Source organism: Bifidobacterium hapali, from assembly GCF_002259755.1.
In the GTDB taxonomy this organism is placed as follows: domain Bacteria; phylum Actinomycetota; class Actinomycetes; order Actinomycetales; family Bifidobacteriaceae; genus Bifidobacterium; species Bifidobacterium hapali.
In genome coordinates this window covers 1-26,431 of the sequence record NZ_MWWY01000024.1, presented here as the reverse complement: position 1 = coordinate 26,431, position 26,431 = coordinate 1, and the positions used below count along the sequence as shown (strand labels likewise).

General features: G+C 53.0%; 21 protein-coding genes and 1 pseudogene. 6 read left to right on the top strand and 16 right to left on the bottom strand.

The window, feature by feature from the left end; all coding sequences use genetic code 11:
• Nucleotides 1-149: 149 nt before the first annotated feature.
• Nucleotides 150-2,627, bottom strand: coding sequence for a phosphoketolase (locus BHAP_RS05900; RefSeq protein ID WP_094729814.1), 2,478 nt, complete (start codon nucleotides 2,625-2,627; stop codon nucleotides 150-152).
• Nucleotides 2,628-3,092: 465 nt separating this feature from the next.
• Here BHAP_RS05900 and guaA point away from each other — a divergent pair, with 465 nt between their 5' ends.
• Complete coding sequence (gene guaA / locus BHAP_RS05895; protein ID WP_094729813.1) at nucleotides 3,093-4,655, top strand: glutamine-hydrolyzing GMP synthase; 1,563 nt, start codon at nucleotides 3,093-3,095, stop codon at nucleotides 4,653-4,655.
• A gap of 225 nt (nucleotides 4,656-4,880) precedes the next feature.
• On the opposite strand, the gene BHAP_RS05885 is transcribed toward guaA, so the two are convergent.
• Together BHAP_RS05885 and BHAP_RS05880 are read right to left on the bottom strand one after the other, a co-directional pair.
• Nucleotides 4,881-6,002: an HNH endonuclease family protein gene (locus tag BHAP_RS05885; RefSeq protein ID WP_143248747.1), complete on the bottom strand. Its 1,122-nt coding sequence runs from the start codon at nucleotides 6,000-6,002 to the stop codon at nucleotides 4,881-4,883.
• Between the two features lie 32 nt (nucleotides 6,003-6,034).
• Nucleotides 6,035-6,915 (bottom strand): annotated as a pseudogene (locus tag BHAP_RS05880) (DUF262 domain-containing protein).
• Between the two features lie 224 nt (nucleotides 6,916-7,139).
• On the opposite strand from BHAP_RS05880, the gene BHAP_RS05870 reads away from it, so the two are divergent.
• The 3 genes from BHAP_RS05870 (at nucleotide 7,140) to BHAP_RS05860 (ending at nucleotide 11,789) form a co-directional block, all read left to right on the top strand.
• Nucleotides 7,140-8,621: a DUF1846 domain-containing protein gene (locus tag BHAP_RS05870; RefSeq protein ID WP_094729808.1), complete on the top strand. Its 1,482-nt coding sequence runs from the start codon at nucleotides 7,140-7,142 to the stop codon at nucleotides 8,619-8,621.
• A gap of 135 nt (nucleotides 8,622-8,756) precedes the next feature.
• Entirely contained in the window at nucleotides 8,757-10,430 is a 1,674-nt protein-coding gene (gene pta, locus BHAP_RS05865; RefSeq protein ID WP_094729807.1) for a phosphate acetyltransferase, read from the top strand.
• A gap of 129 nt (nucleotides 10,431-10,559) precedes the next feature.
• Nucleotides 10,560-11,789, top strand: coding sequence for an acetate/propionate family kinase (locus tag BHAP_RS05860; RefSeq protein ID WP_094729806.1), 1,230 nt, complete (start codon nucleotides 10,560-10,562; stop codon nucleotides 11,787-11,789).
• Between the two features lie 172 nt (nucleotides 11,790-11,961).
• On the opposite strand, the gene aroA is transcribed toward BHAP_RS05860, so the two are convergent.
• From aroA to BHAP_RS05835, 5 genes are all read right to left on the bottom strand, one after another.
• Nucleotides 11,962-13,308, bottom strand: a complete 1,347-nt coding sequence (aroA, locus tag BHAP_RS05855; RefSeq protein ID WP_094729805.1) for a 3-phosphoshikimate 1-carboxyvinyltransferase — start codon at nucleotides 13,306-13,308, stop codon at nucleotides 11,962-11,964.
• Between the two features lie 160 nt (nucleotides 13,309-13,468).
• Complete coding sequence (locus tag BHAP_RS05850) at nucleotides 13,469-14,551, bottom strand: LacI family DNA-binding transcriptional regulator (protein ID WP_420807719.1); 1,083 nt, start codon at nucleotides 14,549-14,551, stop codon at nucleotides 13,469-13,471.
• Nucleotides 14,552-14,730: 179 nt separating this feature from the next.
• Complete coding sequence (locus tag BHAP_RS05845) at nucleotides 14,731-15,681, bottom strand: carbohydrate ABC transporter permease (RefSeq protein ID WP_094729803.1); 951 nt, start codon at nucleotides 15,679-15,681, stop codon at nucleotides 14,731-14,733.
• An 18-nt stretch (nucleotides 15,682-15,699) separates the two neighbouring features.
• A complete protein-coding gene (locus BHAP_RS05840) occupies nucleotides 15,700-16,653 on the bottom strand; it encodes an ABC transporter permease (RefSeq protein ID WP_094729802.1) in 954 nt (317 codons plus the stop codon).
• A gap of 220 nt (nucleotides 16,654-16,873) precedes the next feature.
• Entirely contained in the window at nucleotides 16,874-18,481 is a 1,608-nt protein-coding gene (locus BHAP_RS05835; RefSeq protein WP_094729801.1) for a type 2 periplasmic-binding domain-containing protein, read from the bottom strand.
• Nucleotides 18,482-18,849: 368 nt separating this feature from the next.
• Between BHAP_RS05835 and BHAP_RS05825 the strand changes: the two genes are divergently transcribed.
• The gene (locus BHAP_RS05825) at nucleotides 18,850-19,686 is read left to right on the top strand and encodes a hypothetical protein (protein ID WP_169713174.1); all 837 of its coding nucleotides are present in this window, start codon (nucleotides 18,850-18,852) and stop codon (nucleotides 19,684-19,686) included.
• 196 nt (nucleotides 19,687-19,882) lie between these two features.
• Here BHAP_RS05825 and BHAP_RS05820 read toward each other — a convergent pair whose 3' ends face one another.
• From BHAP_RS05820 to BHAP_RS05805, 4 genes are all read right to left on the bottom strand, one after another.
• Nucleotides 19,883-20,377 (bottom strand): type II toxin-antitoxin system VapC family toxin, encoded by a 495-nt coding sequence (locus tag BHAP_RS05820; protein WP_094729800.1) that lies wholly within the window; start codon nucleotides 20,375-20,377, stop codon nucleotides 19,883-19,885.
• 2 nt (nucleotides 20,378-20,379) lie between these two features.
• Nucleotides 20,380-20,739, bottom strand: coding sequence for a type II toxin-antitoxin system RelB/DinJ family antitoxin (locus BHAP_RS05815; protein ID WP_094729799.1), 360 nt, complete (start codon nucleotides 20,737-20,739; stop codon nucleotides 20,380-20,382).
• A gap of 219 nt (nucleotides 20,740-20,958) precedes the next feature.
• Complete coding sequence (locus tag BHAP_RS05810; protein ID WP_094729798.1) at nucleotides 20,959-21,510, bottom strand: type 1 glutamine amidotransferase domain-containing protein; 552 nt, start codon at nucleotides 21,508-21,510, stop codon at nucleotides 20,959-20,961.
• 65 nt (nucleotides 21,511-21,575) lie between these two features.
• Complete coding sequence (locus BHAP_RS05805; RefSeq protein WP_094729861.1) at nucleotides 21,576-22,313, bottom strand: NUDIX hydrolase N-terminal domain-containing protein; 738 nt, start codon at nucleotides 22,311-22,313, stop codon at nucleotides 21,576-21,578.
• 136 nt (nucleotides 22,314-22,449) lie between these two features.
• On the opposite strand from BHAP_RS05805, the gene BHAP_RS05800 reads away from it, so the two are divergent.
• Nucleotides 22,450-22,920, top strand: a complete 471-nt coding sequence (locus tag BHAP_RS05800) for a GNAT family N-acetyltransferase (protein ID WP_094729797.1) — start codon at nucleotides 22,450-22,452, stop codon at nucleotides 22,918-22,920.
• 14 nt (nucleotides 22,921-22,934) lie between these two features.
• Here BHAP_RS05800 and BHAP_RS05795 read toward each other — a convergent pair whose 3' ends face one another.
• From BHAP_RS05795 to BHAP_RS05780, 4 genes are all read right to left on the bottom strand, one after another.
• Entirely contained in the window at nucleotides 22,935-23,720 is a 786-nt protein-coding gene (locus BHAP_RS05795; RefSeq protein WP_094729796.1) for a class I SAM-dependent methyltransferase, read from the bottom strand.
• Nucleotides 23,721-23,858: 138 nt separating this feature from the next.
• A complete protein-coding gene (locus BHAP_RS05790) occupies nucleotides 23,859-24,170 on the bottom strand; it encodes a cupin domain-containing protein (RefSeq protein WP_094729860.1) in 312 nt (103 codons plus the stop codon).
• A gap of 265 nt (nucleotides 24,171-24,435) precedes the next feature.
• Complete coding sequence (locus tag BHAP_RS05785; protein WP_158216442.1) at nucleotides 24,436-24,903, bottom strand: aminoacyl-tRNA deacylase; 468 nt, start codon at nucleotides 24,901-24,903, stop codon at nucleotides 24,436-24,438.
• 192 nt (nucleotides 24,904-25,095) lie between these two features.
• Nucleotides 25,096-26,280 (bottom strand): IS256 family transposase, encoded by a 1,185-nt coding sequence (locus BHAP_RS05780; RefSeq protein WP_094729794.1) that lies wholly within the window; start codon nucleotides 26,278-26,280, stop codon nucleotides 25,096-25,098.
• Between the last annotated feature and the right edge of the window lie 151 nt (nucleotides 26,281-26,431).

The window sequence follows — 26,431 nt, the reverse complement described above, 5'->3', positions numbered from 1 at the left end:
CAATACTGCATATCAAGAACTGTGCATGAGGAACACTGCATCATAACAGTTGATTACTGTGCGATTACTGTCTGCACATACACGATGGCCCAGAGGCACGAAGCCTCTGGGCCATCGAATACCTTTATGACCTAGCGATCAGGCTATTATCACTCGTTGTCGCCAGCGGTTGCAGCGGTAGCGGTGACAGCACCCTTCTCGTCGGTGTTCAGGCCGGAGTACACCCAGTCGGTGTAATCCGGGTGATCGTAGCCGTTATCGACTGCGAACTGGAAGGCTTCCTGACGGAAGGCTTCGAGCTCGTTGATCTTGTCGGCGTACTTGTCGGCGTCGATCATGCGCAGAGCCTCAGCGGTCAGCTCGTAACGATCGATCTCGTTCACGCGAACCATGTCGTACGGGGTGGTGGTGGAGCCTTCCTCCTCGTAGCCGTGGACGTTGAAGTTGTCGTGGTTCGGGCGATCGTAGATCAGGCCACGCACGTCGTGTGCGTAGGAGTGGTATGCGAACAGGACCGGCTTGTCAGCGGTGAAGATGTCAGCGAACTCCTCGTTGGAGAGGGCTTCGTCGTTCTCCTTAGCGGACTGCAGAGCGAGCAGATCCACCACGTTGACAACCTTGAACTTGATGCCCATAGCCTTGAGCTTGTCGGAAGCGGCCATGATCTCCTGAGTCGGGACATCGCCAGCAGCGGCAAGGACGATCTCGGCTTCATCGTTGGTCTTCGCGGTGGAAGCCCAATCCCAAGCGGCAGCACCCTTCTCGAGCTCAGCGCGAGCTTCGTCGAGGGACAGCCACGTGGCGGCCGGCTGCTTGCCAGCGATGATGGCGTTGATCTTGTTGGTGGACTTGTAGCACTTCTCAGCGATAGCCAGCAGCATGTTCGCATCGGTGGCGAAGTAGATGCCGATGACGTGATCGTTGTGGAAGCACTTGTTCAGCAGCAGGGAGGTGACACCCGGGTCCTGGTGCGAGAAGCCGTTGTGATCCTGACGCCACACGTGAGAGGAGACGAGCAGGTTCATGGAAGCGATCGGCTTACGCCACGGGATCTCGCGGACGGTAGCCTCAAGCCACTTGGCGTGCTGGTTGAGCATGGAGTCGATCACGTGCACGAAGGACTCGTAGGAGCTCCAGATGCCGTGACGGCCGGTCAGCAGGTAGCCCTCGAGGAAGCCTTCCATCTGGTGCTCGGACAGCTGCTCGACAACCTGACCGGAGACGTGCATATGCTCGTCAACCTCGTCAGAGATGTAGCCGGCATCCCACTGCTTGTTGGTGACTTCGTAGGAAGCCTGCAGACGGTTGGAAGCAGTCTCATCCGGTCCGAAGATACGGAAGTCATGCGGGTTGTTCTTGATGATGTCACGGGTGTACACACCGAGGGTACGGGTAGCTTCAAGCTGGCCCCAGCCGTGGCCATACTTCTCGACTTCCTTGACGGCGTAGTCTTCGATGTTCGGCAGCTTCAGGTCGTCGCGAATCACACCACCGTTAGCGTTCGGGTTGGCGCCAATGCGCAGTTCGCCCTTCGGCATGAAGGCAACAACGTCGTCCTTCACAGCACCGTTCTCGTCGAACAGCTCTTCCGGCTTGTAGGACTCGAGCCAGTTCTTGAGGACTTCGAAGTGAGCCTCGGTATCGCGAGCGGAAGCCAGCGGCACCTGGTGAGAACGCCAAGAACCTTCGGTCTTCTTGCCGTCGATGTACTTCGGGCAGGTCCAACCCTTCGGGGTGCGGAAGATGAGCATCGGGTAGAACGGACGATGCACGTTGTCGGTCTGGGCGGTTGCCTTGATGTCGCAGATCTCGTCCCAGATGGTCTCCCACAGCTCGGCGAAACGACGGTGGATGGACATGTGATCCTCATCGTCGAAGCCAGCAACGAACTCGTACGGCTCGTAGCCCATGCCGTGGAAGAACTCGTGGAGCTCTTCGTCGGAAATGCGGGACAGGATGGTCGGGTTGGCGATCTTGTAGCCGTTGAGGTGCAGGATCGGCAGAACGATACCATCGGTGCGCGGGTTCACGAGCTTGTTGGACTGCCAACCGGTAGCCAACGGGCCGGTCTCAGCTTCGCCGTCGCCGACGATAGCCGGCACGAACAGGCTCGGGTTGTCCATGATTGCGCCGTAAGCGTGGGACAGAGCGTAACCCAGCTCGCCACCTTCGTGGATGGAGCCCGGGGTCTCCGGAGCGAAGTGGGACGGGATGCCGCCCGGGTAGGAGAACTGACGGAAGAACTTCTGCAGACCAGCCTCATCCTTGGTGATCTTCGGGAAGGTCTCGGTGTAGGTGCCGTCCAGGTAGGACTGGGAGGTACCAGCCGGGCCACCGTGGCCCGGGCCCATGATGATCACGGTGTTCTGGCCGTGGTCAGCGATGAAACGGTTGATGTGACCGATGAGGAAGTTCAGACCCGGAGTGGTGCCCCAGTGGCCGACCAGACGGTGCTTAACATCGTCACGGGTGAAGGGAGCCTTCATCAGCGGGTTGGAACGCAGATAAATCTGGCCAATAGAAAGGTAGTTGGCGGCGCGCCAGTACTTGTCAACGCCTTCGAGGGCTTCCTCGGAAACCGGAGCGTTGAGCTTCTTCCAAGGGGTGCCAATAACAGGACTCGTCATATGTACTCCTGTACTCCTGCACTATATCGTGCGATTGGTTGTTATCGGTAGGTCATGAGCCGTGCCGCACCTTGCGATTCAGCCGTGCTCAATCCCAATCACTTGGCATCATACGATCGAAGCCCGACTTTTGACCGATTTTTTTCATGTGTGTTCGAAATTGTTATAAAAATTTCCTCTTTTGTTTTCTTTTCATGGTTGTTTTGTGAACACACACTTTACCTTCCAGTAACCCAGAAACGGCAAAATTCCAGCGAAACCAACGATTCGAACCGTTTCGCTACGTTCGTTTCCATCACCAGACACGCGCGTGTTGTTCAACTGAACATAACGTGATGTCACATTTATGACTAATACAAACCAATATAAGCCAATACACCAATTCACACACGCAATGTCGCCTTACGCCGTCACAATGGACTGGTAATTATCCGTAGCTCATCTTGCATATATAAGGGAGAATTCATGGCAACAGGTCCTGTGCTCGTCGTTGACTTCGGAGCCCAGTACGCCCAACTTATCGCGCGACGCGTGCGCGAAGCCGGCGTTTACTCCGAGCTCGTGCCCCACTCCATGCCCGTCAACGAGATCCTCGCCAAAGATCCCAAGGCCATCATCCTGTCCGGCGGCCCTGCCTCCGTATTTGAACCGGGCGCTCCACGCGTTGATACAAAGTTGTTCGACGCTGGTGTCCCCGTGCTCGGTATCTGCTACGGATTCCAAGCTATGGCTTACGCGCTCGGCGCTGACGTCGACAAAGCGGCTCTCGGCGAATACGGTAAAACAGAAACTACCATCGATCACGCCGACGGCCTACTCGCCGGTTCACCATCCGAGCAGAACACGTGGATGAGCCACGGAGTTGCCGTTAAAACCGCTCCTGAAGGATTTGAAGTCCTCGCTCACACCGAAGGCGCACCTGTAGCCGCCATGCAAGACGAATCCCGCAAGCTCTACGGCGTACAGTGGCACCCGGAAGTCAAGCACACACCGATGGGCCAGCAGCTCATCGAAACCTTCCTCCACAAGTGCGCCGGACTGCCCAACGACTGGGACGCATCCAGCATCATCGAAGATCAGGTCAAGAAAATCCGCGAACAGGTTGGCGATGCGGAAGTCATTTGCGGTCTTTCCGGTGGCGTTGATTCTGCTGTTGCCGCAGCACTCGTGCACAAAGCAATCGGCGACCAGCTCACTTGTGTGTTCGTCGACCACGGTCTGCTGCGCAAAGGTGAAGTCGAACAGGTCAAGCATGATTTCGTTGCCGCAACCGGTATTCGACTCATCACCGTCGACGCGGCCGACGACTTCCTCACCGCGCTTAAAGGCGTCTCAGAACCAGAACGCAAGCGCAAGATTATCGGCGAAAAATTCATTCGCACCTTCGAAAAAGCCCAGCGCCAAGTACTCGAAGAAGCAGGTGCCCGCGGCAAAGAAGTCAAATTCCTCGTCCAAGGTACCCTCTACCCCGATGTCGTCGAATCTGGTGGCGGCGATGGTGCGGCCAATATTAAGAGCCATCACAATGTAGGCGGCTTACCCAAGGACCTCAAATTCCAGCTTATCGAGCCATTGCGCACCCTCTTCAAAGACGAGGTACGAGCCATCGGCACCGAACTCGGATTGCCCGACGAGATCGTCTGGCGTCAGCCGTTCCCTGGCCCTGGCCTCGGCATCCGCATCATCGGCGAAATCACCAAAGAACGTCTCGACCTCTTGCGTGAAGCCGATGCCATTGCTCGCGAAGAACTCACCAAGGCCGGTCTCGACCGTGACATCTGGCAGTGCCCTGTCGTCCTCCTCGCCGATGTTCACTCCGTTGGTGTACAAGGCGACGAACGCACCTACGGCTCCCCCATCGTTCTACGCCCGGTATCCTCCGAAGATGCTATGACCGCCGACTGGTCACGTCTGCCCTACGACGTCCTCGCCACCATCTCCACGCGCATCACCAACGAATGCCGCCAAATTAACCGCGTAGTGCTGGACTGCACTAGCAAACCCCCAGCAACCATCGAATGGGAATAATGTGATGACGGAGCGTTAGCTGCGTTGCGGGAGACTCGACGTACCGTCGTACGCCTTCATCTCCCGCGCCTTGCTACCGCACGCATCAGAGCATTTCACAACGTGATCGTACGGTAACGCTTGTTGCATGGTTCCTTGATGAACGACGCGGTGTTGCGGATCATTGTCGAAGCTTTCTTTGCTGGAGTACTCCCACAAAGAAAGCTTCGATGTCATCGGAATTCTTCAATCGGATTCGTTCCTGGCACCGGCATGCGGCTCGTCATACAACTCAAAGGACAAATCGGAAGAATCCACGTCAGGCATTCTCTCGATGATGCGGCGCAGAGCTTCGATCTTGGTGGCTGTGGAGTTTCCCGGATTGAACCACAGTCCCGGTCCGATTTCGAAGCCATATTCCAAGGGATCGTTTGAGAAGTATCGCGCCGGGAACTTATCTCCGAATGCTACAGCGCGGACCGCGTCAGGATCGATCTCATACAGGGATCCCAGAATGCTCTGCATCATCTCCACCCAGGTTTTCACAGTATGTCGTGCCCCCTGGAAGACATAGGCGGCAACCTTGCGGTTCGTGAAGTTGAAATCTTCATCGAGCGGATGGCTCTCATGTTCTTCGGCCTTCGGATGATAGTCGGTGGTGATACAAGGCCATATGGTCAGAAAACGCCGCCAGATGCGGTCGTCTCGCTCCCGCATCTCAGGCTCTCCCCAAGACTCGCAAGTGGAGACAAAGCGGTTAAGTTTCAGTCCGCTGTCCTTGAATCCATGGTCGCGATCACGCTTATCAGAGAATTCGTTGTTCGAATACTGGGAGTTATAGCCGGTCAGTGTCAGATTGCCCATACGGTTGAGCCATTGCTCATGAATGGCATCGGCGTTCGTTCCGAGCGAGTCCCTCCATTTGCGTGACAGCGTTTGCGGCATGATGTGTTCCACAGAGAGCGTGCCATCTTCAAGCATATCGACGACATTCACTCGTTCCACATTGTCTCGGTTCTCCAGACAGTTGTACAGGTACAGTCGTTTGCGCCCGATGCCATAGAAATTGCGCTCAGTATACGATTGTCTGAACTCATCATCGCGAGGGAAGCGACCGTTCGACTCCCTGCGAAGCAGGGAATATTTGAGCGCCTCACAATAGTCCGCGCCATCCGACACGCCTCGAACGGCGTCATAATGAAGGTTCTCGAAGACCTTGTTGAGGGCGTTCGTCCCAATGTTGCACACCCAGCGTCTGAACAGATAGTCCTCGATGATGCCTATCGCTGCGAGAACCTGATCCTCCGCAAGGTTCCCTGCATCGGCGTAATCAAGCATGGAGAGCAGGAACGGGGCGGTGATGCTCATCTCCAACAGGCCGAGGCGCCGCAGAGCCACATCTACCCGCGAATTGGCTCGTCCCAATCCGATGATTCGGCGGTAATGCACGGAATACCGTAAAAGATCAGCCAGCGGGAGTCTGTCTTGAAAGCCTTGGCATACGACCTGAACGATGGGTATACACGACTGATGATCGGGGTCTTTCTCGTTTTCGCCGCGATGTAGTCGCGGATGAAGGAGCTGACTTCGTAGTCGGTGTTGGCCTCAATGATATTCCAATACTGCTCGTAATATCGGTTCTGCAAATCTTCGGGAAGGTTCATGAGCACGTAGTTTCGGATCTTGTCTCCCTCGCTCAGGCTCAGACCCGTCGAATTCAGACTCTCGAAAATAAGCTGCGCGTCATCGTCTGACTCCAGCATAATATCGATAACCTCAAGGCTTTCGACGGCATCCTTGAGCTGGTCGGCAGAAAGGTCAGTCTGGCTGATGCGCTCCAGAAAATACCGGTAGTTTTCGGTCACGTTTGAGCCTTCGACAAGATGGTCATCCTCGTCCATGATCTTGCCGAGGGCTTCCTGATCGTCTTTAACGAGCTTGAGCTTGAGCTTCTGGTCGCTCTCGTCGTATCTGTCCATCAGATACTCGTAGCGGATGAATTCCGGCAGCGTGTCCTTTCTGGCTTCGATCGCTCCGCTCTTAATCTGCCTCAGCAGTGCCGCAAGCAGAAGATACACGGTGGTCACTCGTTGCTGGCCGTCGATGAGAACGCGCCTATCCATATTCATCTGGGAGACAATGCTGCCAAAAAAAGCGATTCTCGGCTTTGCTGTACGACATCTTCAAGATCATCGAAGAGACGTTTACACTGTTCGCGTTTCCAGTCGTAGTTCCGCTGGTAGACGGGTATCACGAAACGTGTCTGCGCGCCCTGCAGCATTTTCGCCAGCTTTTTCGCATCACCACGCATGAGAGTTCGCTTTCCGATGGTCGGCCCGGCCTGCCAAGGACCACTTACTGTCCGGAGGTTGGTATTGGTGCAGGCCTGCTTCGCTGCCACGTTCTGCACGACAGGGAGCCGGTCTCCATTATATCTGTCGTTTTGTGGATTTCCGGTATAATCATGTCGTTTTACGACGCCGTGCGAAAGGATTGCCAATCTCTATGCGACAAGGATTCGACAACGACAAGTACATCGAATTACAAGCCGACAACATCAGGAAGCGTATCGCACAATTCGGTGGCAAACTGTATCTCGAGTTCGGCGGAAAACTGTTCGACGACTATCATGCGTCACGAGTATTGCCAGGCTTCCAACCGGATACCAAATTCCGCATGCTTGACAGCATGAAGCAGGACGTGGAAATCGTTATCGCCATCAACGCCAACCATATCGAAAAATCAAAAATGCGCGGCGATCTTGGCATCACTTACGACGAAGACGTATTACGACTCATCGATATTTTCCGCTCACGTGGCTTCTACGTCGGTTCAGTCGTACTTACTCAATATGCTGCTCAACCAGCCGCCGATGCGTATCGTCATCGACTTACTCAGCTCGGCATCACCTGCTATCTGCACTATCCGATTGCCGGTTATCCTCACGATATCGAACGCATCGTGTCGTCCGAAGGATACGGTCGCAACGATTACATCGAAACTAGCCGTCCGCTCGTCGTCGTCACCGCGCCAGGTCCAGGTTCCGGCAAACTCGCCACTTGTCTGTCACAGCTCTATCACGAGCATCAACGCGGTATCACAGCCGGTTATGCGAAATACGAGACATTCCCGATCTGGAACCTACCGTTAAGTCATCCGGTCAATATTGCCTATGAGGCAGCAACAGCCGATCTCGACGATGCGAACATTATCGACCCATTCCATTTGGATGCTTACGGCAAAACAACCGTCAACTACAATCGCGATGTTGAAGCGTTCCCCGTGCTCAAAGCCATGATGGAACGCATTATGGGAACCAGCCCGTATCAAAGCCCAACCGACATGGGCGTAAATATGGCCGGTTATGCAATCTCAGATGATGAAGCATGCCGCGAGGCCGCAAATCTTGAGATTGTGCGTCGATATTTTGCTGCAGCTGAACATTGCAAGCGTACTGGTGAAGGAGAGGATCAGGTCGAACGATTGCGTTCGATTATGAAGCGGGCCAGTGTAGATGTCGACCTCTCCCCTGCTCGTCAGGCCGCGCTTGATAAAGAAACAGCAACTGGCGCGCCTGCAGGCGCAATGGTTTTACCCGACGGTCGTGTGGTCACTGGCAAAACCGGTGTACTCATGGGAGCGGCCAGTGCGCTACTCATGAACGCGCTTAAAGCAGTAACTGGAGTAGACGCGCAAATTCCAGTCATTGATGATGCTGCAATCGAACCAATCTGTACACTCAAAACGGAACATCTGCATGCGGCAAATCGTCGTCTGCATTCTGATGAGACACTTATCGCACTGTCTATTACGAGTTCCACGAGTCCTATCGCAGCTCAAGTTATCGCAGGATTAGAGCAATTGCGCGGATGCGACGCGTTTTTCTCTGTCATCATCTCACCGGCTGATGAAGCCTTGTATCGCAAGCTCGGTATCAACGTGTGTTGCGAACCGAAGTACGAACGCACGAGCTTGTATCACAAGTAAGCAAGTGGTCTGTCTGTACCACATTACTTAGGTCGTGAGTCGTAACGCACCGACTCACGACCTAAGTATTAGAATGAGCGATATGTGTGAACAGAGCGGTCACACGGCAGTCTGTCCCCAAGCAAGGAGTTCACTGTGGCAGTTACCAATATCTACATCGCCAGTCCTGAAGGAGCTAACGGTCGCAATGTCGTCGCTTATGGCGTTCTCAAGGCATTGACCACCAAATATAAGACTGCGGTGTTCCGCCCTGCTGTCTCTAACCATGATCATTTCACGCCGATTCTGCTCGGCGCGTCGAACGCAGGCCTCGGTGTTGCACTGTCTAGCGGTCTTGACATTCATAAAGTGCGCCGTGATAAGGAAGCCTCTCGTGGCGATATTGTTGCCGCTTTCGACGATGCGATGAGCGTTTCGCGTGCTGATGCAGCACTCATCGTGGGCACCGACAAGTCGCATGTCAATGATCCGACTGCTTATGAATTCAACGCAAATATTGCAGCTGATTTGCAAGCTGGCGTTTTTCTCGCGATCTGCACGATCGACCGTTGGCCCGACGAGTTGCGTGAAACCGTACAGCTGTCGATCGAAGGCATGGAAGCGGCTGGCAATAAGGTACTCGGTATTTTCGTTACCGGTTGTGACCCACGTCATTCGGTGTTCGTTAAGAATACGCTCGCTGAATTCGGCCTGCCCGTATGGACTATCCCGCAAACACCATTTACTGAAGAAGCACAAGCAGACGCTGCACTCAAAGCATTCCAAGATAATGTGCCTACTGAAGAAGTGCTCAAGGCACTCGATGTAGACATTGAATTCCCGGTTACCTCGTACGCATTCCAGCACAGTCTACTCGGCCGTGCGAAAATCAATAAGAAGACGATCGTCCTGCCAGAAGGCGAAGAAGACCGTATTATCAAGGCGGCTGATTACCTGCTTGAACGCGAAGTTGTCAATCTCATTATTGTCGGCAATCGTGATGCGATTCTCGCGCGCGGCGCGGAACTCGGCCTGCATTCACTTGATAAGGCACGTTTTCAGTCAATGGATGACGAAAACATCGTCAAGCCGATGGTTGCTAAGTTGTGCGAACTGCGTGCGAAGAAGGGCATGACTGAAGAACAGGCTCGCGAGCAGCTCAAAGATGCCAGCTATTTCGGCACGATGCTCGTTGTACTCGGTTACGCTGACGGTTTGGTATCTGGCTCAATTAACTCGACTGCGAACACGGTGCGTCCGGCACTGCAGGTTATTAAGACGAAGCCGGGCGCGTCTCTGGTTTCCGGCTCGTTCCTCATGTGTTTCAAAGATCATGTGGCGGTGTTCGCGGACTGCGCGATTAATCTCAATCCAACTGCTGAACAGCTAGCCGATATTGCTATTCAATCCGCCGAAACAGCGAAAGCATTCGGCATTGAACCGAAGGTTGGCATGCTCTCCTACTCCACACTCGGTTCAGGTAAGGGACCGGATGTGGATGTTGTCGAAGAGGCCACTCGAATCGTTCGTGAGAAAGCGCCAGAGCTACCAGTGGTGGGCTCTATCCAGTTTGATGCTGCATGGTCACCAACTGTGGCTGCGACTAAGGCCAAGGGCAACGATGTTGCCGGTCATGTGAACGTGTTCGTATTCCCGGATCTATGCGCAGGCAATATCGGTTACAAGGCCGTGCAACGTTCCTCGGGCGCGCTTGCAATCGGCCCGGTGCTGCAGGGACTCAACAAGCCGGTCAACGATCTGTCACGTGGCGCGCTCGTACAAGATATCATCAACACGATTGCTCTCACCGCTATTGAAGCGCAACAGTAAGCAGTAGTACTACGGTAATACGCAAGTAGCAGCAGGATTACTCGCAGTTTGTAGTAAGCAGCGAGTAATCTGACAAACGGTAACCCGTGTCAGCGGGAAACAGACAAATTACAATGGAGGATGCCCACAATGGCGAAAACCGTCCTTGTCATCAATTCCGGTTCCAGCTCGATCAAGTACCAGCTGGTTGATCTTGAGTCCGGCGAAGGTCTCGCTTCTGGTCTTGTCGAGAAGATTGGCGAGCCGATCGACGGTCATTACAAGCACGAGTACAACGGCGAGAAGCATGAGCTTGAGGAGCCGATTCACGATCACGAGCAGGGCTTGAAGCGTGTGCTCGGCTTCTTTAAGGAGTACGGCCCGGACCTGTCCGAGGCTGGCATTGTGGCCGTTGGTCACCGTGTGGTTCAGGGTGGCTCCATCTTCCCGAACCCGGCTCTGGTCACCGATAAGACCATCAACCAGGTTAAGGATCTGGCTGTGCTCGCTCCACTGCACAATGGCCCGGAAGCCAAGGGTGCTGAAGTTATGCGCGCACTGCTGCCGGATGTTCCGCAGATCTTCGTGTTCGACTCCTCCTTCTTCTTCCAGCTGCCGAAGGCTGCCAGCACCTACGCGCTGAACAAGGAAATCGCCGACCAGTATCACATCCGTCGTTACGGTGCTCACGGCACGTCTCACGAGTACATTTCCTCCGTGGTGCCGGAAGTCATTGGCAAGCCAGCTGAGGGTCTCAAGCAGATCGTGCTGCACATCGGCAACGGTGCTTCCGCTTCCGCTGAAATCTCCGGCAAGCCGGTTGAGACTTCTATGGGTCTGACCCCGCTTGAGGGCCTTGTTATGGGTGGCCGTACCGGCGATATCGACCCGGCCGTGGTCTTCCACCTCATCCGTAACGCTCACATGAACGTGGATGAGCTGGATGCTCTGTTCAACAAGCGTTCCGGCATGATGGGTATGACCGGTTTCGGCGATCTGCGTGAGGTTCACCGTCTGGTTGCTGAAGGTAACGAGGACGCTAAGCTGGCTCTCGATGTGTACGTGCATCGTATCGTCAGCTACATCGGCAACTACACTGCTCAGATGGGTGGCGTAGACGTGATCACCTTCACCGCTGGTGTTGGCGAGAACGATGATATCGTGCGCAAGATGGTGTGCGACAAGCTCGCTCCGTTCGGCGTCAAGCTCGACGAGGAGAAGAACGCGACTCGCTCCAAGCAGCCGCGCGTCATCTCCACCCCAGACTCCTCCGTGATCATCGCTGTGATCCCAACCAACGAGGAGCTGGCCATCGCTCGCAAGTCCGCTGCTATCGCGGAAGCTGGCGAGGATGCCTACGGCAACACGTTCGCCAAGTGAGTAACTGACTCACTACACTGAACGTTTGAGTCGTTACAGGCTGGTGATTTCCCACAGAGGGAATCACCAGCCTTTTGCTTATACGCTATGTCCCCTTCCTGCGTGGCGGAAAACGCTCGCTGAGACAGTGCTCAGCGAGCGTTTTCCGCCACGCAGCATACAGGTTGACCCGCTACGACAACATGCTGTTCCACATACCAACAAAGTCAGGCAGGGTTTTGCGAGTGGTTGCCACGTTGACAATACTCACGCCCGGCACTGCCAGTCCAATCATCGCTGCGAACGTAGCCATGCGATGATCAGCATACGATTCCATCACCGCGCCGTGCATTGTTTCGCGCGCAACCGGCGTAATCTCAATACCGTCCGGCAGTTCGCATGCTACTCCCCCAACACGTTGGATCTCTGTAACAAGTGCCGCTAATCGATTCGTCTCATGACCGCGCAAATGGCCAATGCCGATCATACGTGTCGGCGCATCAGCGAACACGAGGATTGCAGCCAGTGACGGCGCAATCTCTCCAGCTGCAGTCAGATCGAAATCTCCAAGACCGTGAATATGTCCATCGGACGATACCTCACAGTACCGAACACCCTCACGTTCTGGGAACAACACTCGCGCACCCATCTGCTCAAGATAACCAGGTAACAAACCGCCCGGTTGAGTAGTTTCCACCGGCCAATGCGGCACACGCACGGTACCACCAGCAATCAATGCAGCGCCTAAAAATGGCGCCGCATTCGACAAGTCCGGTTCGACAACCACGCGTTCTGGCAACTGCAACGAGTGCGACGAAACCGACCAACGATGATGTTCCTCGTCGGCAAGTGCGTGGCCGCCAGCACCGTTTACGTCTGCAACGGTCATACGAATGTGCGGTAAGCTTGGCGTTTTTTCTCCCGTATGCGTCAACGACAGCCCGCCGGGCAGACGTGATCCGATCAACAGCAGGCCGGAAATGAACTGAGACGAGCCAGATGAGTCGATGCTTACTTGGGCGAGGCTTTGCGGCAATGTTGCGGGCGGCGTGATCGTAAACGGCAAGTAGCCGGGTTCTGCATGATAGTCGACGCGTGCGCCGAGCTGTTCGAGTCCGTCGAGGACCGGCTTCATAGGGCGTGCGTACGCTTGTTTATCGCCGTCGAAATGCACCGGCCCGTCGGCGAAGAGAGCAAGCCCCGGCACGAATCGCATAACCGTGCCGGCAAGTCCACAGTAAATGTCGACGTTACCGTGGAAGTGTCCGTCTGCCGGTGGTGTAACCGTTACTGTGGTGTCAGTATTTGGGTCAACGTCACAGTGCACGCCGAGTTGTTCGAGTGCGCCCATCATAAGTTCAGTGTCTCGTGAACGTAACAGCCCGACGAGGGTGACTGGCTGCGAACCAAGAGCCGCGAGGATGAGATATCGGTTCGACAGTGATTTGCTGCCGGGAATAGTGACAGTAGCGTTAATCGGTCCGTTCGGCATTGGCGCGGGCCAAGGATCGGTGATTGCTGGTGTTGTCGTTTCGCTCATGAATGTTATCGTATCGGTTACGGTTACTTTTTGTATCCGTACGTCCGTGTCCGAGTTATATAGATTGTCGGATAGTGTATGGTCAGCGTAATCTAATTCGACAAACTAGCTATGATTACGGCTCCTCATACGAATCCTCTATACCGATTATTTAGATTATTTATGATGCTTGGCGCACAGATTCTTTCTCGATAATCGCGCAACGAATGTGACCGTGATCGACCGATAGGTCTGGCATTACTGCGTCAGTGACTACCGTGTCAAGCGCATCACTCAAATCGCGTCCTTCGATCATTGAGATGAGTTTGCACGCACCCCAGTATCCCATTTCATAGTGTGGCAATTCAATAGAGGTCAGTCGAGGTTCAAAAAATCCGGCGAGCAATTCAAAATTATCAACGCTCACAACAGACACATCTTGGCCGATGTGCAATCCTCGTCGTTCAGCTTCCTCGTAGATGAATCGCACGCGCACATCATTGAAACAGAAGATACCGTCTGCACCGGCGTCGAATACTGTTGCAGCTCTCTGCGCACCGTTAACATTTTCGTCTACTGTTAGAGCAAGTCGATTTTCAGGCGCAATGCCAGCATGATCTAATGCTGCTTCATATCCAGCCAATCGTCTCGGTTGTGCAATGAGCACAGGAGGACAACCAAAGTACGCAATGCGCGTGCATCCAGCAGCGAGCAAACGATTGGTTGCATCCTTGCCAATGCCCCACTCATCTGGACCGATGGATGGGCATTGCCCGTCTGCATCTTCAGCATCAACCATAACAGTTGCACAGCCATCGAGCGCATCTGGCAGTGTGCGAATTTGGTTGTACATGGTTGCGTAGAGGAATCCGTCAACACCATATCGACGCATCATAGTGATCTGTTCATGTTCGAGTTCAGCGTCATCGCCAGTGTTCACGACTGTTAATAGGTAACCGAATGCTCGGGCTGCATCTTGCGCACCGAGAATGATGCGGCCAGCGTATGGTGTGGTGGCGATCGCGTCGCTGATCAGTCCGATCATATGACTGCGATTAGTGCGCAAACCGCGGGCAATCGGATTGATCGTGTATCCCAGTACTTCGGCTTGGTGACGCACTTCGCGAGCGATTTCTGGTTTGATACGTCCTTGATCTTTACCGTTGAGCACGCGTGATACTGTTGCTGTAGATACGCCTGTTTTCAGCGCGATATCTTTCATCGTAACCATGCGTGGCTCCCGTCGCGTTAAGTGTTGTCGCAGCACCGATCATAGTAGCCTATCCCGTTCTTTTTCTCGCATGTTGCGGGTAATCGTGTAATAGCGAGATGGTACAAACGGACGGCAAGTCGATACGGAAAATATTGATTCCGATTGACTTGCCGTCCGTAATCTGGTACGTACGTTCGATCATAGTGAATAGCCGAACGTGAATAAGCCGATCAGCCCTTGACTGCTCCGAGCATGACGCCCTTGTTGAAGTACTTCTGCAGGCACGGGTAGAGCACGAGCAGCGGAATCGTAGCCACGATAATCACACCGAACTTGATCTGATCAGCGAGTTGCTGCTGCGCAGCGGCGTTGAGGTTCGAGGCAACTGACTGCGAGACGAGCAAAATCTGCTGGAGCACGACCTGTAGCGGCTGTTTGTTCTGATCGGTGATGTAGATAAGACCGGTCATGAAGTCGTTCCAGTGTCCAACGAAGTAGTACAGACCGATCACCGCAAGAATTGCTGGGCTCAGTGGTAGGACAACGCGGAAGAAGTAGCCGAGATAGCCAAGGCCATCGATCTGTGCCGCGTCGTGCAGGTCTTCCGGAATGGAGGTTTCAAAGAATGAACGAGCGACAATCACGTTATACACGCTCACTGCACCGGGCAGAATGAACACCCACATCGTGTCGATAATGCCGAGTTGTTGGAAGAGCAAGTAGTTCGGAACGAGGCCACCAGCGAAGAACATGGTGACAGTGAACAGGAATAGGATAACGCGACGCGGCTTGAACTCACGGCGCGACAGTGCGAACGCGCACGGAATAGTCACCACCATATTGACTGCGGTACCGAGCACCGAGTAGACGATCGTGTTCCAGTAGCCGCGCCAAATCTGTGCGTTTGCGAAGATTTTCGCGTAACCCGCGAAGGTGACGCCCGTGGGGAGCAATCGAGTCTGACCAGATGCGACGCTGTTCGGGTCAGAGAATGACGAGATGATAACGAACCATAGTGGGTACAGTACGATCAACACGACAACCACAATCAGGGCGTTGATAACACCGGAGGTCACCCAATCTCCCATAGTGAGATGTTGCGGTTGCTTTTTGTTCCACGGAATATCGTTGCCGTTTGATTTGGAAGCTGGATTGCCATTCATGGCGATTGATGCGCTCATTGCTGTGTTCCTCTCGTTTTAGAAGATGCTCGCGTTCGAGACGCGCTTCGAGATTGCGTTAGCCGAAACTAGGAAGATGAAGTTGATAACCGTATTGAACAGGCCGATGGCCGTAGAGTAGGAGAACTGGAAGTTGATCATGCCGATCTTGTACACGTAAGTGGAGATCACTTCGGTGGCCGGCAGGTTCAGCGTGTTCTGCATAAGGTAGATCTTGTCGAAGCCAACATTCAGTACGGAACCCATGTTGAGAATGAGCAGCACGCCGCAGGTAGGCAAAATTGCTGGGAAGTCAACGTATCGGATGAGTTGCAAGCGACCAGCACCATCGAGTTTCGCAGCCTCATATAGAGACGTATCGACTGAGGATAGTGCAGCTAAATAGATAATGGCGTTCCATCCGCAATGCTGCCAAACTTCAGAAATCCAGTAGACTGCGGTAATTGCGCCGGTGCTACCCATCAAGCTTTCGTCGCCGAAGAACTGACCGATGATGCCGGTATTCGGAGCGAGGAAGATGTTGAGCATGGAAACGATAACCACGATCGAAATGAAGTGTGGCATGTAGGTGATGGTCTGCACAAAGCCTTTGATCTTCGGTGAATGAATCTGGTTGATGAGCAGAGCCAGAATAATCGGGAAGAGAAAGCCCATTACTAGGGTCCACAAGCTGATGCGGACTGTGTTGGTCATAATCTCACCGAATAGTGGCGAGTGGAAAAATTTGTTGAAGTATTTGAATCCGACGAAGTCGCCACCAGTCAAGCCTTTGTCAGGATCAAATTCGCGGAAGGCGAGCTGAATACCCCACATTGGAACGTATGCGAACAAAGCAACGAATACGAGTGCAGGCAGGGTGAGCAGCCATAGTTCCCAGTATCGGCGAAAATGTTCGGCAATACGGGATGGCAAGCTAGTTTTGATCGGCTGCTGTGGGGACCGGCTGGATGCAGTGATAGTGGTGGATGACATGATGTGCTCCAATGTGATAGGAACCGTATGTTGTTTGTGCTGTAAGACCATGTGTTGTGGCCACTGCGGATACTGAGAAAGATAAGGACATGTCGGCCGGATTGGCGGTCACAGCCGACGTAGTCCTGTAGGAAGTTGCGCCGGAAAAGGAAAAAAACGACGCAAGTATTATCTGTGGTTGAGAATGATCAGCCGTGTGACAGAGCACAGGTGACGATGGTCACTTGACAGCCTTGTCGTAGTATTTCTGCCAGATCGCAATATTCTCTTCGAGTCCAAGCGTAGGTTCGGCAATGTTCTTGAGATACTTATCCCATTCCTTATCGATGCCGCCACTCTGTACCCACTTTGCCAACTGGTTGCCGGCGTAGTTACTGATAGACGTGTTGTTGTCGGATAGCGTGTCGAGATCATCACTGCTAGGGCGCACGTAAATCGGGATGACATCTTTGGTTGGATCGACGCGACTCAATGCTTCCTCTACGGCATTGTTGGCTTCAGTTACCTGATCAGCGTTATCATCGTTGACGATCGTTGCTTCATCGGGCACCCATCCAGCGAAACGATCCTGCAATGCGATAGCGCGTGTATCTGGGTACTCGGCGTATGCCTTAGCGCGGTCGATGGTGTAAGTGTGATTACCATCGTCAGATAATGTGGTCGGGATAGAACCAAAATATCCTTCCACTGACAGTTTCTCGCTGTACATTGCGTTTATGATTTTGTAGACGGCAATTTTATTCGCGGCCTTCGGGCTAACAGACAAGCTGTATGCGAACTCAGTAGCGTCTTGTGAATAATCCCATTTAACGTCCTTATCTGGTGTGGAAGCGGACTGCTTGAGAGGCGGAATGCTCATGTACTGCTTGGCAAGTCCGTTGCCGAATTCACTGTACGCAGACCATCCAAAGGTGACGCCAGTCAATGCAGTTTTACCATCGTTGACTGCCTGTGCAACGTATTGCGAAGCATCGCGAGTAAACGTATCTTTCGGAATCAGGCCGTCAGCCATCAAGCTGTGCAGGTAAGTGATCACATCTTTGAGTTCATTAGATGTGTAGTAACTCTTAACCTTGCCATCCTTGACATAGTAGCCTTGCGTAGAAGCACTAGAACCCATAAAACTGGTGACTATTCCAGTAGAGTTGAGCAATACGAGCGGGCTCCAAAGGCCGAATCCGAGACCGCGGATGTTCATCGGCACTTCGTCAGCTTTACCATTGCCGTTGGGGTCCTGCGTTTTGAACGCTTCAAGAACATTCTTGAGCTCATCCCATGTGGTTGGTACCTTCAGCCCAAGCTTGTCCAGCCACTGCTTGTTGATGAACATATGCGTGGCAGAAACACGGTAACCTTTACCACGGTCAGATGGCAGCAACTTGATCTCACCGTTGCTGTTTTCAACCATCTTCTTAGCTACTGGATGTGCCTGGAAGAATTTTTCCACGTTTGGCAGCTCGTTGAGATGCTGTGAAATATCTTCAAACTGATTCGGGTAACGGCTAACGTCGGTTGGATCGTAAAGAGTCAGGCCGATATCTGGGAAGTCGTTAGCCACCATCTTTGGTGCTTTCTGCTGACCCCATGAGCTATCAGCGATCTCTTCCCAGTTAATAGTGCAATCGCAAGCTACTTCCAGTTGCTTGGAATATTCCGTGTTCTTCATTGGATGATCGGTGACGTTACGACGCACCCGAATGGTCACAATCGGTTTGCCGTCTGCGTCGACGGTGGGCTTCTTTTGTCCGCATCCGGCGAGCGTTGCGCATAGTGACGCAATCAGGACGGATACGACGAGTTTGTTAACATGCAAACCACAGCGTCCCATGAAGTTCTCCTTAACCATGTGTTCTCTTCCATCCAAAATGCAACATATTTCGTTGTTGCTAGCGGCGATCATCGCCGTCTCTCGGATGTAACTAAAGATAACACGGCAATCGATTTCCGGCAATCGATTGCCACTCGGCGTGTCGAACCGATTCGATACTACTGACTTACTATCTCAACTCTGTTGTATTTCCACATATCTCAACAAATCATCTCGCGTTTGTTCCCAGCTGCCGTGGTGTAACATCCACAGCAAACGAGCTAGCAACGATTGAGCGCAGCATGGGGGCACATCTACTGAGAAACCTATACTCAGTAACCAATGACTGAAAAATACCGTGCACACACATTTCGCGTTATGGTGATCATATGCATATCATTGAGCAGTTCTGTCAGGGTAAGCGTGATGATCAATCCTTGAATGAGGATGGGATGGTTGTCACAGATGGGTTTGCTGCTGTTGTGGATGGGGTGACCAGCAAAAGTGTACGCCACTTGTGGCATCCAAGTGCTGGCGTTGTAGCGAAGGATCTGCTACTGGACGAGATTAGTCAACTTGCGCCTGACGCGACCATGCGTCAAACGCAAGCCGCACTTGACGAGCGGTTGCATGCACAGTATGAACACTGCACTACCGACGATGCCACTGTGTTCACATCCGAGCCGTGGGAACGACTGCAAGCAAATGCGGTGATATATAGCGCGTATCAGCATGAGGCATGGCTGTTCGGTGACTGTCAGATCATGGTTAATAGCGTTCACATTCCCACAGTCAAACGTGTGGACGTGCTGCTGGGTGATTTGCGAGCGTTCGTCGCACAAGCACTAGAGCTGAGTCCTGAGTCTGTCGAACAAACAGCCTCTGCTACAACAACATCCGATCCGACACGCGATACGATCATGCCATTCCTACGATTGCAGTCACGGTTTGCGAATCAACGCGGCGAATATGGTTATTTTGTGTTCGATGGATTCACCGACCTCACGTATCCGATTCGCACAGTTTCCATCAACCCTGACGACGACGTCGTGCTTGCCTCGGACGGCTATCCCCTGCTTCGACCGACACTCACTGAATCAGAACAGGAGCTGAACCGATTGCACATCACCGATCCGCAGCTCACTCATGAATATCGCACTACGAAAGGCTTCTCCCCCGATCTTGCATCGTTCGACGATCGCACTTACCTGCGTTTCATTGCATAAACACACTTCTTACCGAGAAACTCATAGGAATACAGTTGCGTTACTTGCATTACAACACATCCTCCGGCTCTCGTTAAACCAACTTTGATATACGCTCGCACACTATTCCTCAGTCAATTATCCTTTGTCGACTGAAGAGTAGCCTGAAGGGTAGTCTGCCAGCACATGTCAAAAATGGTTTAACAGAGCCTATCCTTTAGTCATTGAGCCGCATAGTCATGTGCTGTAGACTGCAACAGTATTCCGGGAAATGTTCAATCATTTCAGCATCCGATGTCACTACATAATCAGCATGTGCCTGCCGCGCCGCTGCGATGATGAGATCATCCTCAAAATCATTATGCCGTGCACGATAGGTCATCACATCATCACATGTCTGCTGGTCAACAGTAACGACTTCGCACAGTTCACGAGACTGTTCAATACAACGCCACGGTACACTATCGATCAGCATGCGTAAAGTAGCTTTCTCCAGTTCCGAATCTCCTGGCTTACACTGCCGTTTGATCATCGCAACAGATATATAAGCAATATCCTTCAATGACATTGCAGTACAAAGCATAGTGACATCCCTGCGTACGCAGCATTCCATAAATCTTTTCACAGCATCTGCCCGCTCGTCACGTTGCAGTAGATGATCAAGTAGCACATTCGTATCGAGCAATACGCGACGCACACGGTCAACAGTCATACTCACACTCGTTTCATATTCAGATAGTCGTCAAGCCGCTGATCATACATATCATCATGCAGTTGCTCATATTGCTCATCCTCCACCAGATCAACATCATTGTTAGCCACACCAGCTTTGACGAGTTCCTGCTGAATATATCCCGAAGAATGCTCAATTAACGACAGCTTATGCATCTTGCGCTCTTCGCGAATTCGATGCTCCTGCAAAGTCTCCAATTGCGGAATCTCATGGTGGTCAGCAATGTACGACCATAGTGAACGAATAACATCGCTCGTTGATATTCCTTGTTGTTTCAGCACTTGTTCAACTTCATCTTTCACGAGCGTATCAATACGCACGTTCAATTGTGTCATCGTCATTGCCCGCTCCTCATCGATCACATATCGCTGCTATACAGTATAGCAGCGATGCGTAACCTTCGCGATTGCCCATCCGTTATCAGATTGACTCTGTACATGCTCAATATGCCGCGCAACTACAATGAACGGACACGTTCAGCGGTTCAGTCAATATCACTGAGCCACTGAGCATGCCCGTATTGATGACGATACTTGTGAAGTTATAGATTCACTGCTCGCTCAGGCTGCGAGCGCATTTTTGATTGCGCCGACGAATGCGTCGAGATCGTCGGGTTTACGTGAGGTGATGAGTTTCCAACCGTTTGTATCATCTACCGTGAGTTCGCGGTCGACGTAGTGTCCACCCGCGTTTTCGATGTCGGCAGCGATGTAGCGGCATGGTGATGCGGTTTTGCCTGCGATGAGTTCGGCGTTGACGAGTAGCCATGCGCCGTGGCAGATTGCGGCGATTGGCTTGCCTTCGTGTGCGAATTCTTGTGCGAGCGTGATCGCATCCTTGTTTACGCGAATGCGATCGACGTTGCAGGTGCCTCCCGGTACGACGAGCAGATCGTAATCGGCGGCTTGCACGTCGGATAGCAAGGCATCCGGGGTGAGTGTCTCGCCTTCGTAGCGGTCGTGTTGTACAGTTTCGCACGGTTCGAGTGTGGGTGCTGCGAGCGTTACTTGTGCGCCGGCTGCCTTGAGATCGCGCAGTGGACGGGTCAGTTCGGTTTCCTCGATGCCCCAGTTGGTTACGATGATCAGTACTTTGGCGTTGTTAAGTGTCATGGTTCCTCCTTGTGCTGGTGAACGTGGGTCTATTCCATTATGCGTGTGAGTTGGAAGACTATATGTCACTCGAATATGGTGACCCAATGAGGATCGCGATGTGCAGCAAAGCACATGGCAATTTGCTCGGTAGTGTTCTTTGCTTCAGCGAGTTCAGGAAGTTCGTTCTCGGCGAAATATCGCGATTCTGTAGTTTCGATATTCGTCGCAAACTGCCCGCCAATACGCGTGCATAATACGAAAATCTTGCATACGCCGTATGCATATGGAGGTTGATTGTGTCGTGCGCGATCTTGAATGGCAATGATTTTATCTGCAGTTACGTCAAGACCGGATTCTTCTTTGGCTTCCTTAATCGTGTTCGATCGCACTGACTGGTTGACGTCCACCCAGCCGCCGGGCAGTGACCATAAGCCGTCGGATTCGTGTACGAGTAGAATACGATCATGCTCGTCGAATATGGCGGCACGTGTGTCGAGTTTGGGTGTTTGATAGCCGATTTCGTTGCAGAATAGGTCACGTACTCGTTCGATCGGCATATCAGCTTGTACTGCGAGCATTTCGGCGGCAATGTCTCGAATACGCTGGTAACGTTCGAGATCATATGGACTCGCACCGTACGTGAGTCCGGCTTGCGCTAGCGATTGCAGTTCGATTGCCCAGTCCAACAGAGTATGTTGAGATGGCTGTTCAGACTTCTTGTTGGCTGTGTCGACAATTGCATTCGTAGATTGCGGTTCCTTGTGAACAGGAGCAGTTCCGTCTGCTGGCAGCGATGTTCGTTCATCTTTTATGTCACTCATGATGCTCATCGTATATCGAATATCCCACTGTGAGCACATGTGCAATGTGATATCCGCGATTCCCGCACGTTGGAGCACGTCCATCGTCGTGGATACACATATGCATAAGTACAAAACAAGTACAAAGGTGGGTGTGATGGCCCTGACCATTCGAGCATATACAGCAATGCCACGCGAGGCGCGAGACATTCGTGAGCGTGTATTTATCCGCGAGCGCGCGTGGCGCCCGGAATTCGACGCAAGAGACGAACAGGGAGCGTCAACACATCTGCTGGCGTTTGATGCTGTCGGGCAGGCGGTAGGAACATGCCGGTTCTATAAGGACGATCAGTATGCGAGCTCTGACGACGAACGGTCTGTGCATCCTAACACGTTTGTGATCGCACGACTAGCAGTACTACCTGACGCTCGCGGTCGGCGAATCGGCTCTACGCTACTTGATGAGGCAGAGCAACACATCGCAGCAACCGGAGGCACTGCGGCAGCGGTCCATGCGGAATGTGATTATTACCAGTTCTACGAACGCCGCGGCTACCGGCTAACCGATGACGTATATGAGAACGGACGTCATGGCTGGCTTGTCAAACCGCTTACTGTTACTGATTAGCATCCCCACGAACATCAGATTTTCTCAAGCTCAGCCAAGGCCGCATAATGCAATATGTTGAACCGTTCAGGAGCGATACGTTCCAACATCGCAAGATGTTCTCGCTCCCATGCGGCAATCTGCTCCGGCGCAAGCGATGCGCCAATGCCACGGCATGCTTTCATACGGCCATTCCATCTGTCTCTCGTGAACGGGACCGTGAACTTACGCTCCTCATGATAAGCAAGCGTAAAACCATTCGAGTAGCAGGCAGGAATATCAATCGGATGCATGCGTTCGCCAGCACCACTCCAATGTGGACTGTATTTGAGCACGAGCTGTTCGCTCGCACCAGCGATCCGGTCTTCAAACGGTAGCCATTCCATAACCAAAAACAGTAATCGACCACCCGGTTTGAGTAAACGATGCAGTTTCTTACACGTGATTTCATGATCGAAATACCAATAGCATTGGCATGCGGTAATCACGTCGAACGATTCATCCGGGAAATCAACGTCTTCTGCTGACGATACCTGATATTCGATATTGGGTATGTTTGTTGACAGTCGACGCGCCTGTTCGATCTGTTGTTCCGATACGTCGACACCAATCCATGTGGCACCGTATTGTGCCATGTTTCTTGGAAGCACGCCGGTACCCGTACCCAAGTCAAGCACATGCTGCGCGCCTTGGCACAGTCCCCTGTCGAGAATCATCTGGTAAAACTGCTCAGGATAAATGTCACGATACTTGGCATAGTCCGCCGAAGCGCGTCCCCAGTCGAACGGCGTGCCATCATCAATACGTTTGTCAACAATCATGAGAAACCCCTTATTACTCCATAATGTGGTAAAACTCCCATGATGCGGTTAAGCATAATGGCTTTATTCTGCGGATATTACGCTGATCGCGCTTCGACATAAACCGCACCATGTGAGATTTACCGCATCATGGAAGATTTACCGCATCATGATAAGCATCATTTTGGATGGTTCTACCGCGTACACCGCGTGTGGCAGTCGAGTCGGAAAATGCAGGATACCGCCCGGAACGAGATCCACAGTTTTACCACCACCGGTCACTTTGAGATGACCTTCGAGACACTGGACCAATACTGGCATGGCAGCGGTATGTTCACTCAGTTCCTGACCTTTGTCGAAGGAGAATAGCACCACATTCGCGCCCTCCACCTGCATTACCGTTCGTGACACCGTTGCTTCCGGTTGAACTTGCACCAACGGAGCGAGCTCATCAATGAACTCCATTACCATCGGCGGATTATTGTCGATCGTAGTAGTTGTAGGATTTGTTGATACATCTGCCATAGCGATACTCCTATATTTTTCTTGTATGTGATCGTCATATTATTCGTAAGCAGCAATGCTGACACAACACTGTACGACACCTATGTATACAGCATATCCGTATCAAACAGGCCGATCACGAGATGGCATTTCGCAACGTTTTCCATACCGTGATCGAAGCATTACTCACGCGATGGCATGATACCGGTTTCATGCCATCGCGTGACCTCAATTATTGTAAGAACTCGCTGCTGTCGAAGTAGCCAGCGATATCGTTGCTGTCGATGATAAGCTGCGGATCGATAGCAAGCGTGTGATGCGCATCCTCGGTCCCACAGTACACCCTCTCATGTTCTAAGAGCCGTTTATCGAAGAACATACGCGTGCCACCCAAAAACAACGGGCCGACCGTACCAACATCATATCCGGTATGTTCTCTAACAAGTTCAGACGAGGCCAAATGAATCTGATGCAGGCCCAAGGCTCGGCCAAGCGAACGCCATTTCAGATGCCCTACGGCTGATGCAACAATAGCGAACACACCTTCCTTGGCTTCTACGATATAAGTGGCGGCAGCTTTGGTAATGTCGAACACTTTCGCACCGGACACCAGATCGATGATTGCCGTTTTGTGTTCGATAATCTTCGCCTGCTGCGGATAATTATTGACGAATTGCTCAATCTGCTCGAAACTAGCCACGAGCATGCTCCTTATAGGGTCTTTCATATTCTCGTTGTAATTGTATCGAAGAATGCTGCTGCCCTTTCATGGAGACGCTTTGCAAAACCAACTATTTTGAGTGGACCGAATACCATTGCAATCAAGCCGATTCTAGACGGTAGTGCCCGGATTCTTGCGCACTTTGGTCTTCGCCCGGCTCTGCGACGATGATCAGTTCGCTACTGGTACGCTCTCACCGAGTCGGGACATGTCGAGGTAGCGGCGCGTCGACCACTCGTTGGAGGTCACGTAGCGGACGCGCGCGCAGATGAGCATCAACGCGCTTCTGCCATCCGGGAACGAGCCGACTACGCGCGTGCGTCGCCTGATCTCGCGGTTCAGCCGTTCGATCATGTTGTTCGTACGGATGCGCCGGCGATGCTCCCTCGGATAGTCGTCGAGCAGGTAGGTCGTCGTCTCGCCGATGCCTTCGCGCAGGCATTTGGCGGCCTCCTTGAGCTTGCGCGATTCCATGTCCTTGGCAACGGATTCCGCCTTCTCCAACGCCTTGTCGCGTGATTCCATGCTGAACACGGCCTTGAGCGCGTCCGCAGCCCATTCCCGGTTTCTGGGGTTGACCTTGGCAAGGATATTACGTTCGAAATGCACCATGCACCGCTGATAACGGGCGTTGGGCAGCAGTTCGTTCACGGCGGCCACGAGCCCCGCGCACCGGTCACCCGTTACCAATCGCACGCCCTTCAACCCGCGTGCGAGCATGCCGGTGATGAACAAACGCCAGCTTTCCGCGTCCTCCTTCATACCCTCCGCCACGGAGAGCACCTCGCGCCGCCCGTCCATGCCAACACCGATGGCGACCAGCACACTCACGTTCTCCACCGAGCCACCCCAGCAGCGCTTGTGCCATACGCCGTCCATGAACACGTACGCATACTCCTGCACGAGCGGGCGCTCCCGCCACGCGTCGATATCCGCGTAGATGCGCTTGAGCTTGTCGGAAAGGGTCTGCGAGGGCATGCGGTCGCCCCACAGCAGCTGGCTGACGTCATCGATCTGACGCGTGGACACGCCGGCCAGATACATGTCGATCAACGCCTCCTCGACGCTCTCCTCGCGCCGTCGGTAGCGTTCGATCACGGCCGACTCGAACAACGCGCCCTTGAGCTTGGGCACCTTCAGGCTCATTTTCCCGGCCTTGACGGTCAGGTCGCGCTTGTAATGGCCGGCCCGGTACGCCTTCCGATCCCCGCTGCGCTCGTAGCGCGCGGCGCCCGTGATCTCGTCGGCCTCGGCGTCGAGCATCGCGTTCAACGTCTCCTCGACGCTTCTACGGACCATCCGGTCCAGGGTGGTCTCCAACATGGCCTGGTCGACCTGTAGAATCTGCTGTGACATGGCTTCGTGCCCTCTTTCCAATCGCGATTTGTTTTGTTTGGCGACAGAAAATCGTACACAGGACACGAGCCATGCCCTTTCATCTCAAGCCCAAGCCAAAGTGCGCAAAATTTCGGGCCTTATCACTCTTGAGAATCTGAATAAAAGAAAC

What these genes read in the sequence shown, in the direction of transcription:
- BHAP_RS05900 (WP_094729814.1), bottom strand. Translation starts at nt 2,627, where the DNA reads ATGACGAGTCCTGTTATTGGCACCCCTTGGAAGAAGCTCAACGCTCCG.
- guaA (WP_094729813.1), top strand. Translation starts at nt 3,093, where the DNA reads ATGGCAACAGGTCCTGTGCTCGTCGTTGACTTCGGAGCCCAGTACGCC.
- BHAP_RS05885 (WP_143248747.1), bottom strand. Translation starts at nt 6,002, where the DNA reads ATGAGCATCACCGCCCCGTTCCTGCTCTCCATGCTTGATTACGCCGAT.
- BHAP_RS05870 (WP_094729808.1), top strand. Translation starts at nt 7,140, where the DNA reads ATGCGACAAGGATTCGACAACGACAAGTACATCGAATTACAAGCCGAC.
- BHAP_RS05860 (WP_094729806.1), top strand. Translation starts at nt 10,560, where the DNA reads ATGGCGAAAACCGTCCTTGTCATCAATTCCGGTTCCAGCTCGATCAAG.
- aroA (WP_094729805.1), bottom strand. Translation starts at nt 13,308, where the DNA reads ATGAGCGAAACGACAACACCAGCAATCACCGATCCTTGGCCCGCGCCA.
- BHAP_RS05845 (WP_094729803.1), bottom strand. Translation starts at nt 15,681, where the DNA reads ATGAGCGCATCAATCGCCATGAATGGCAATCCAGCTTCCAAATCAAAC.
- BHAP_RS05840 (WP_094729802.1), bottom strand. Translation starts at nt 16,653, where the DNA reads ATGTCATCCACCACTATCACTGCATCCAGCCGGTCCCCACAGCAGCCG.
- BHAP_RS05835 (WP_094729801.1), bottom strand. Translation starts at nt 18,481, where the DNA reads ATGGGACGCTGTGGTTTGCATGTTAACAAACTCGTCGTATCCGTCCTG.
- BHAP_RS05825 (WP_169713174.1), top strand. Translation starts at nt 18,850, where the DNA reads ATGCATATCATTGAGCAGTTCTGTCAGGGTAAGCGTGATGATCAATCC.
- BHAP_RS05820 (WP_094729800.1), bottom strand. Translation starts at nt 20,377, where the DNA reads ATGACTGTTGACCGTGTGCGTCGCGTATTGCTCGATACGAATGTGCTA.
- BHAP_RS05815 (WP_094729799.1), bottom strand. Translation starts at nt 20,739, where the DNA reads ATGACGATGACACAATTGAACGTGCGTATTGATACGCTCGTGAAAGAT.
- BHAP_RS05810 (WP_094729798.1), bottom strand. Translation starts at nt 21,510, where the DNA reads ATGACACTTAACAACGCCAAAGTACTGATCATCGTAACCAACTGGGGC.
- BHAP_RS05805 (WP_094729861.1), bottom strand. Translation starts at nt 22,313, where the DNA reads ATGAGTGACATAAAAGATGAACGAACATCGCTGCCAGCAGACGGAACT.
- BHAP_RS05800 (WP_094729797.1), top strand. Translation starts at nt 22,450, where the DNA reads ATGGCCCTGACCATTCGAGCATATACAGCAATGCCACGCGAGGCGCGA.
- BHAP_RS05795 (WP_094729796.1), bottom strand. Translation starts at nt 23,720, where the DNA reads ATGATTGTTGACAAACGTATTGATGATGGCACGCCGTTCGACTGGGGA.
- BHAP_RS05790 (WP_094729860.1), bottom strand. Translation starts at nt 24,170, where the DNA reads ATGGTAATGGAGTTCATTGATGAGCTCGCTCCGTTGGTGCAAGTTCAA.
- BHAP_RS05780 (WP_094729794.1), bottom strand. Translation starts at nt 26,280, where the DNA reads ATGTCACAGCAGATTCTACAGGTCGACCAGGCCATGTTGGAGACCACC.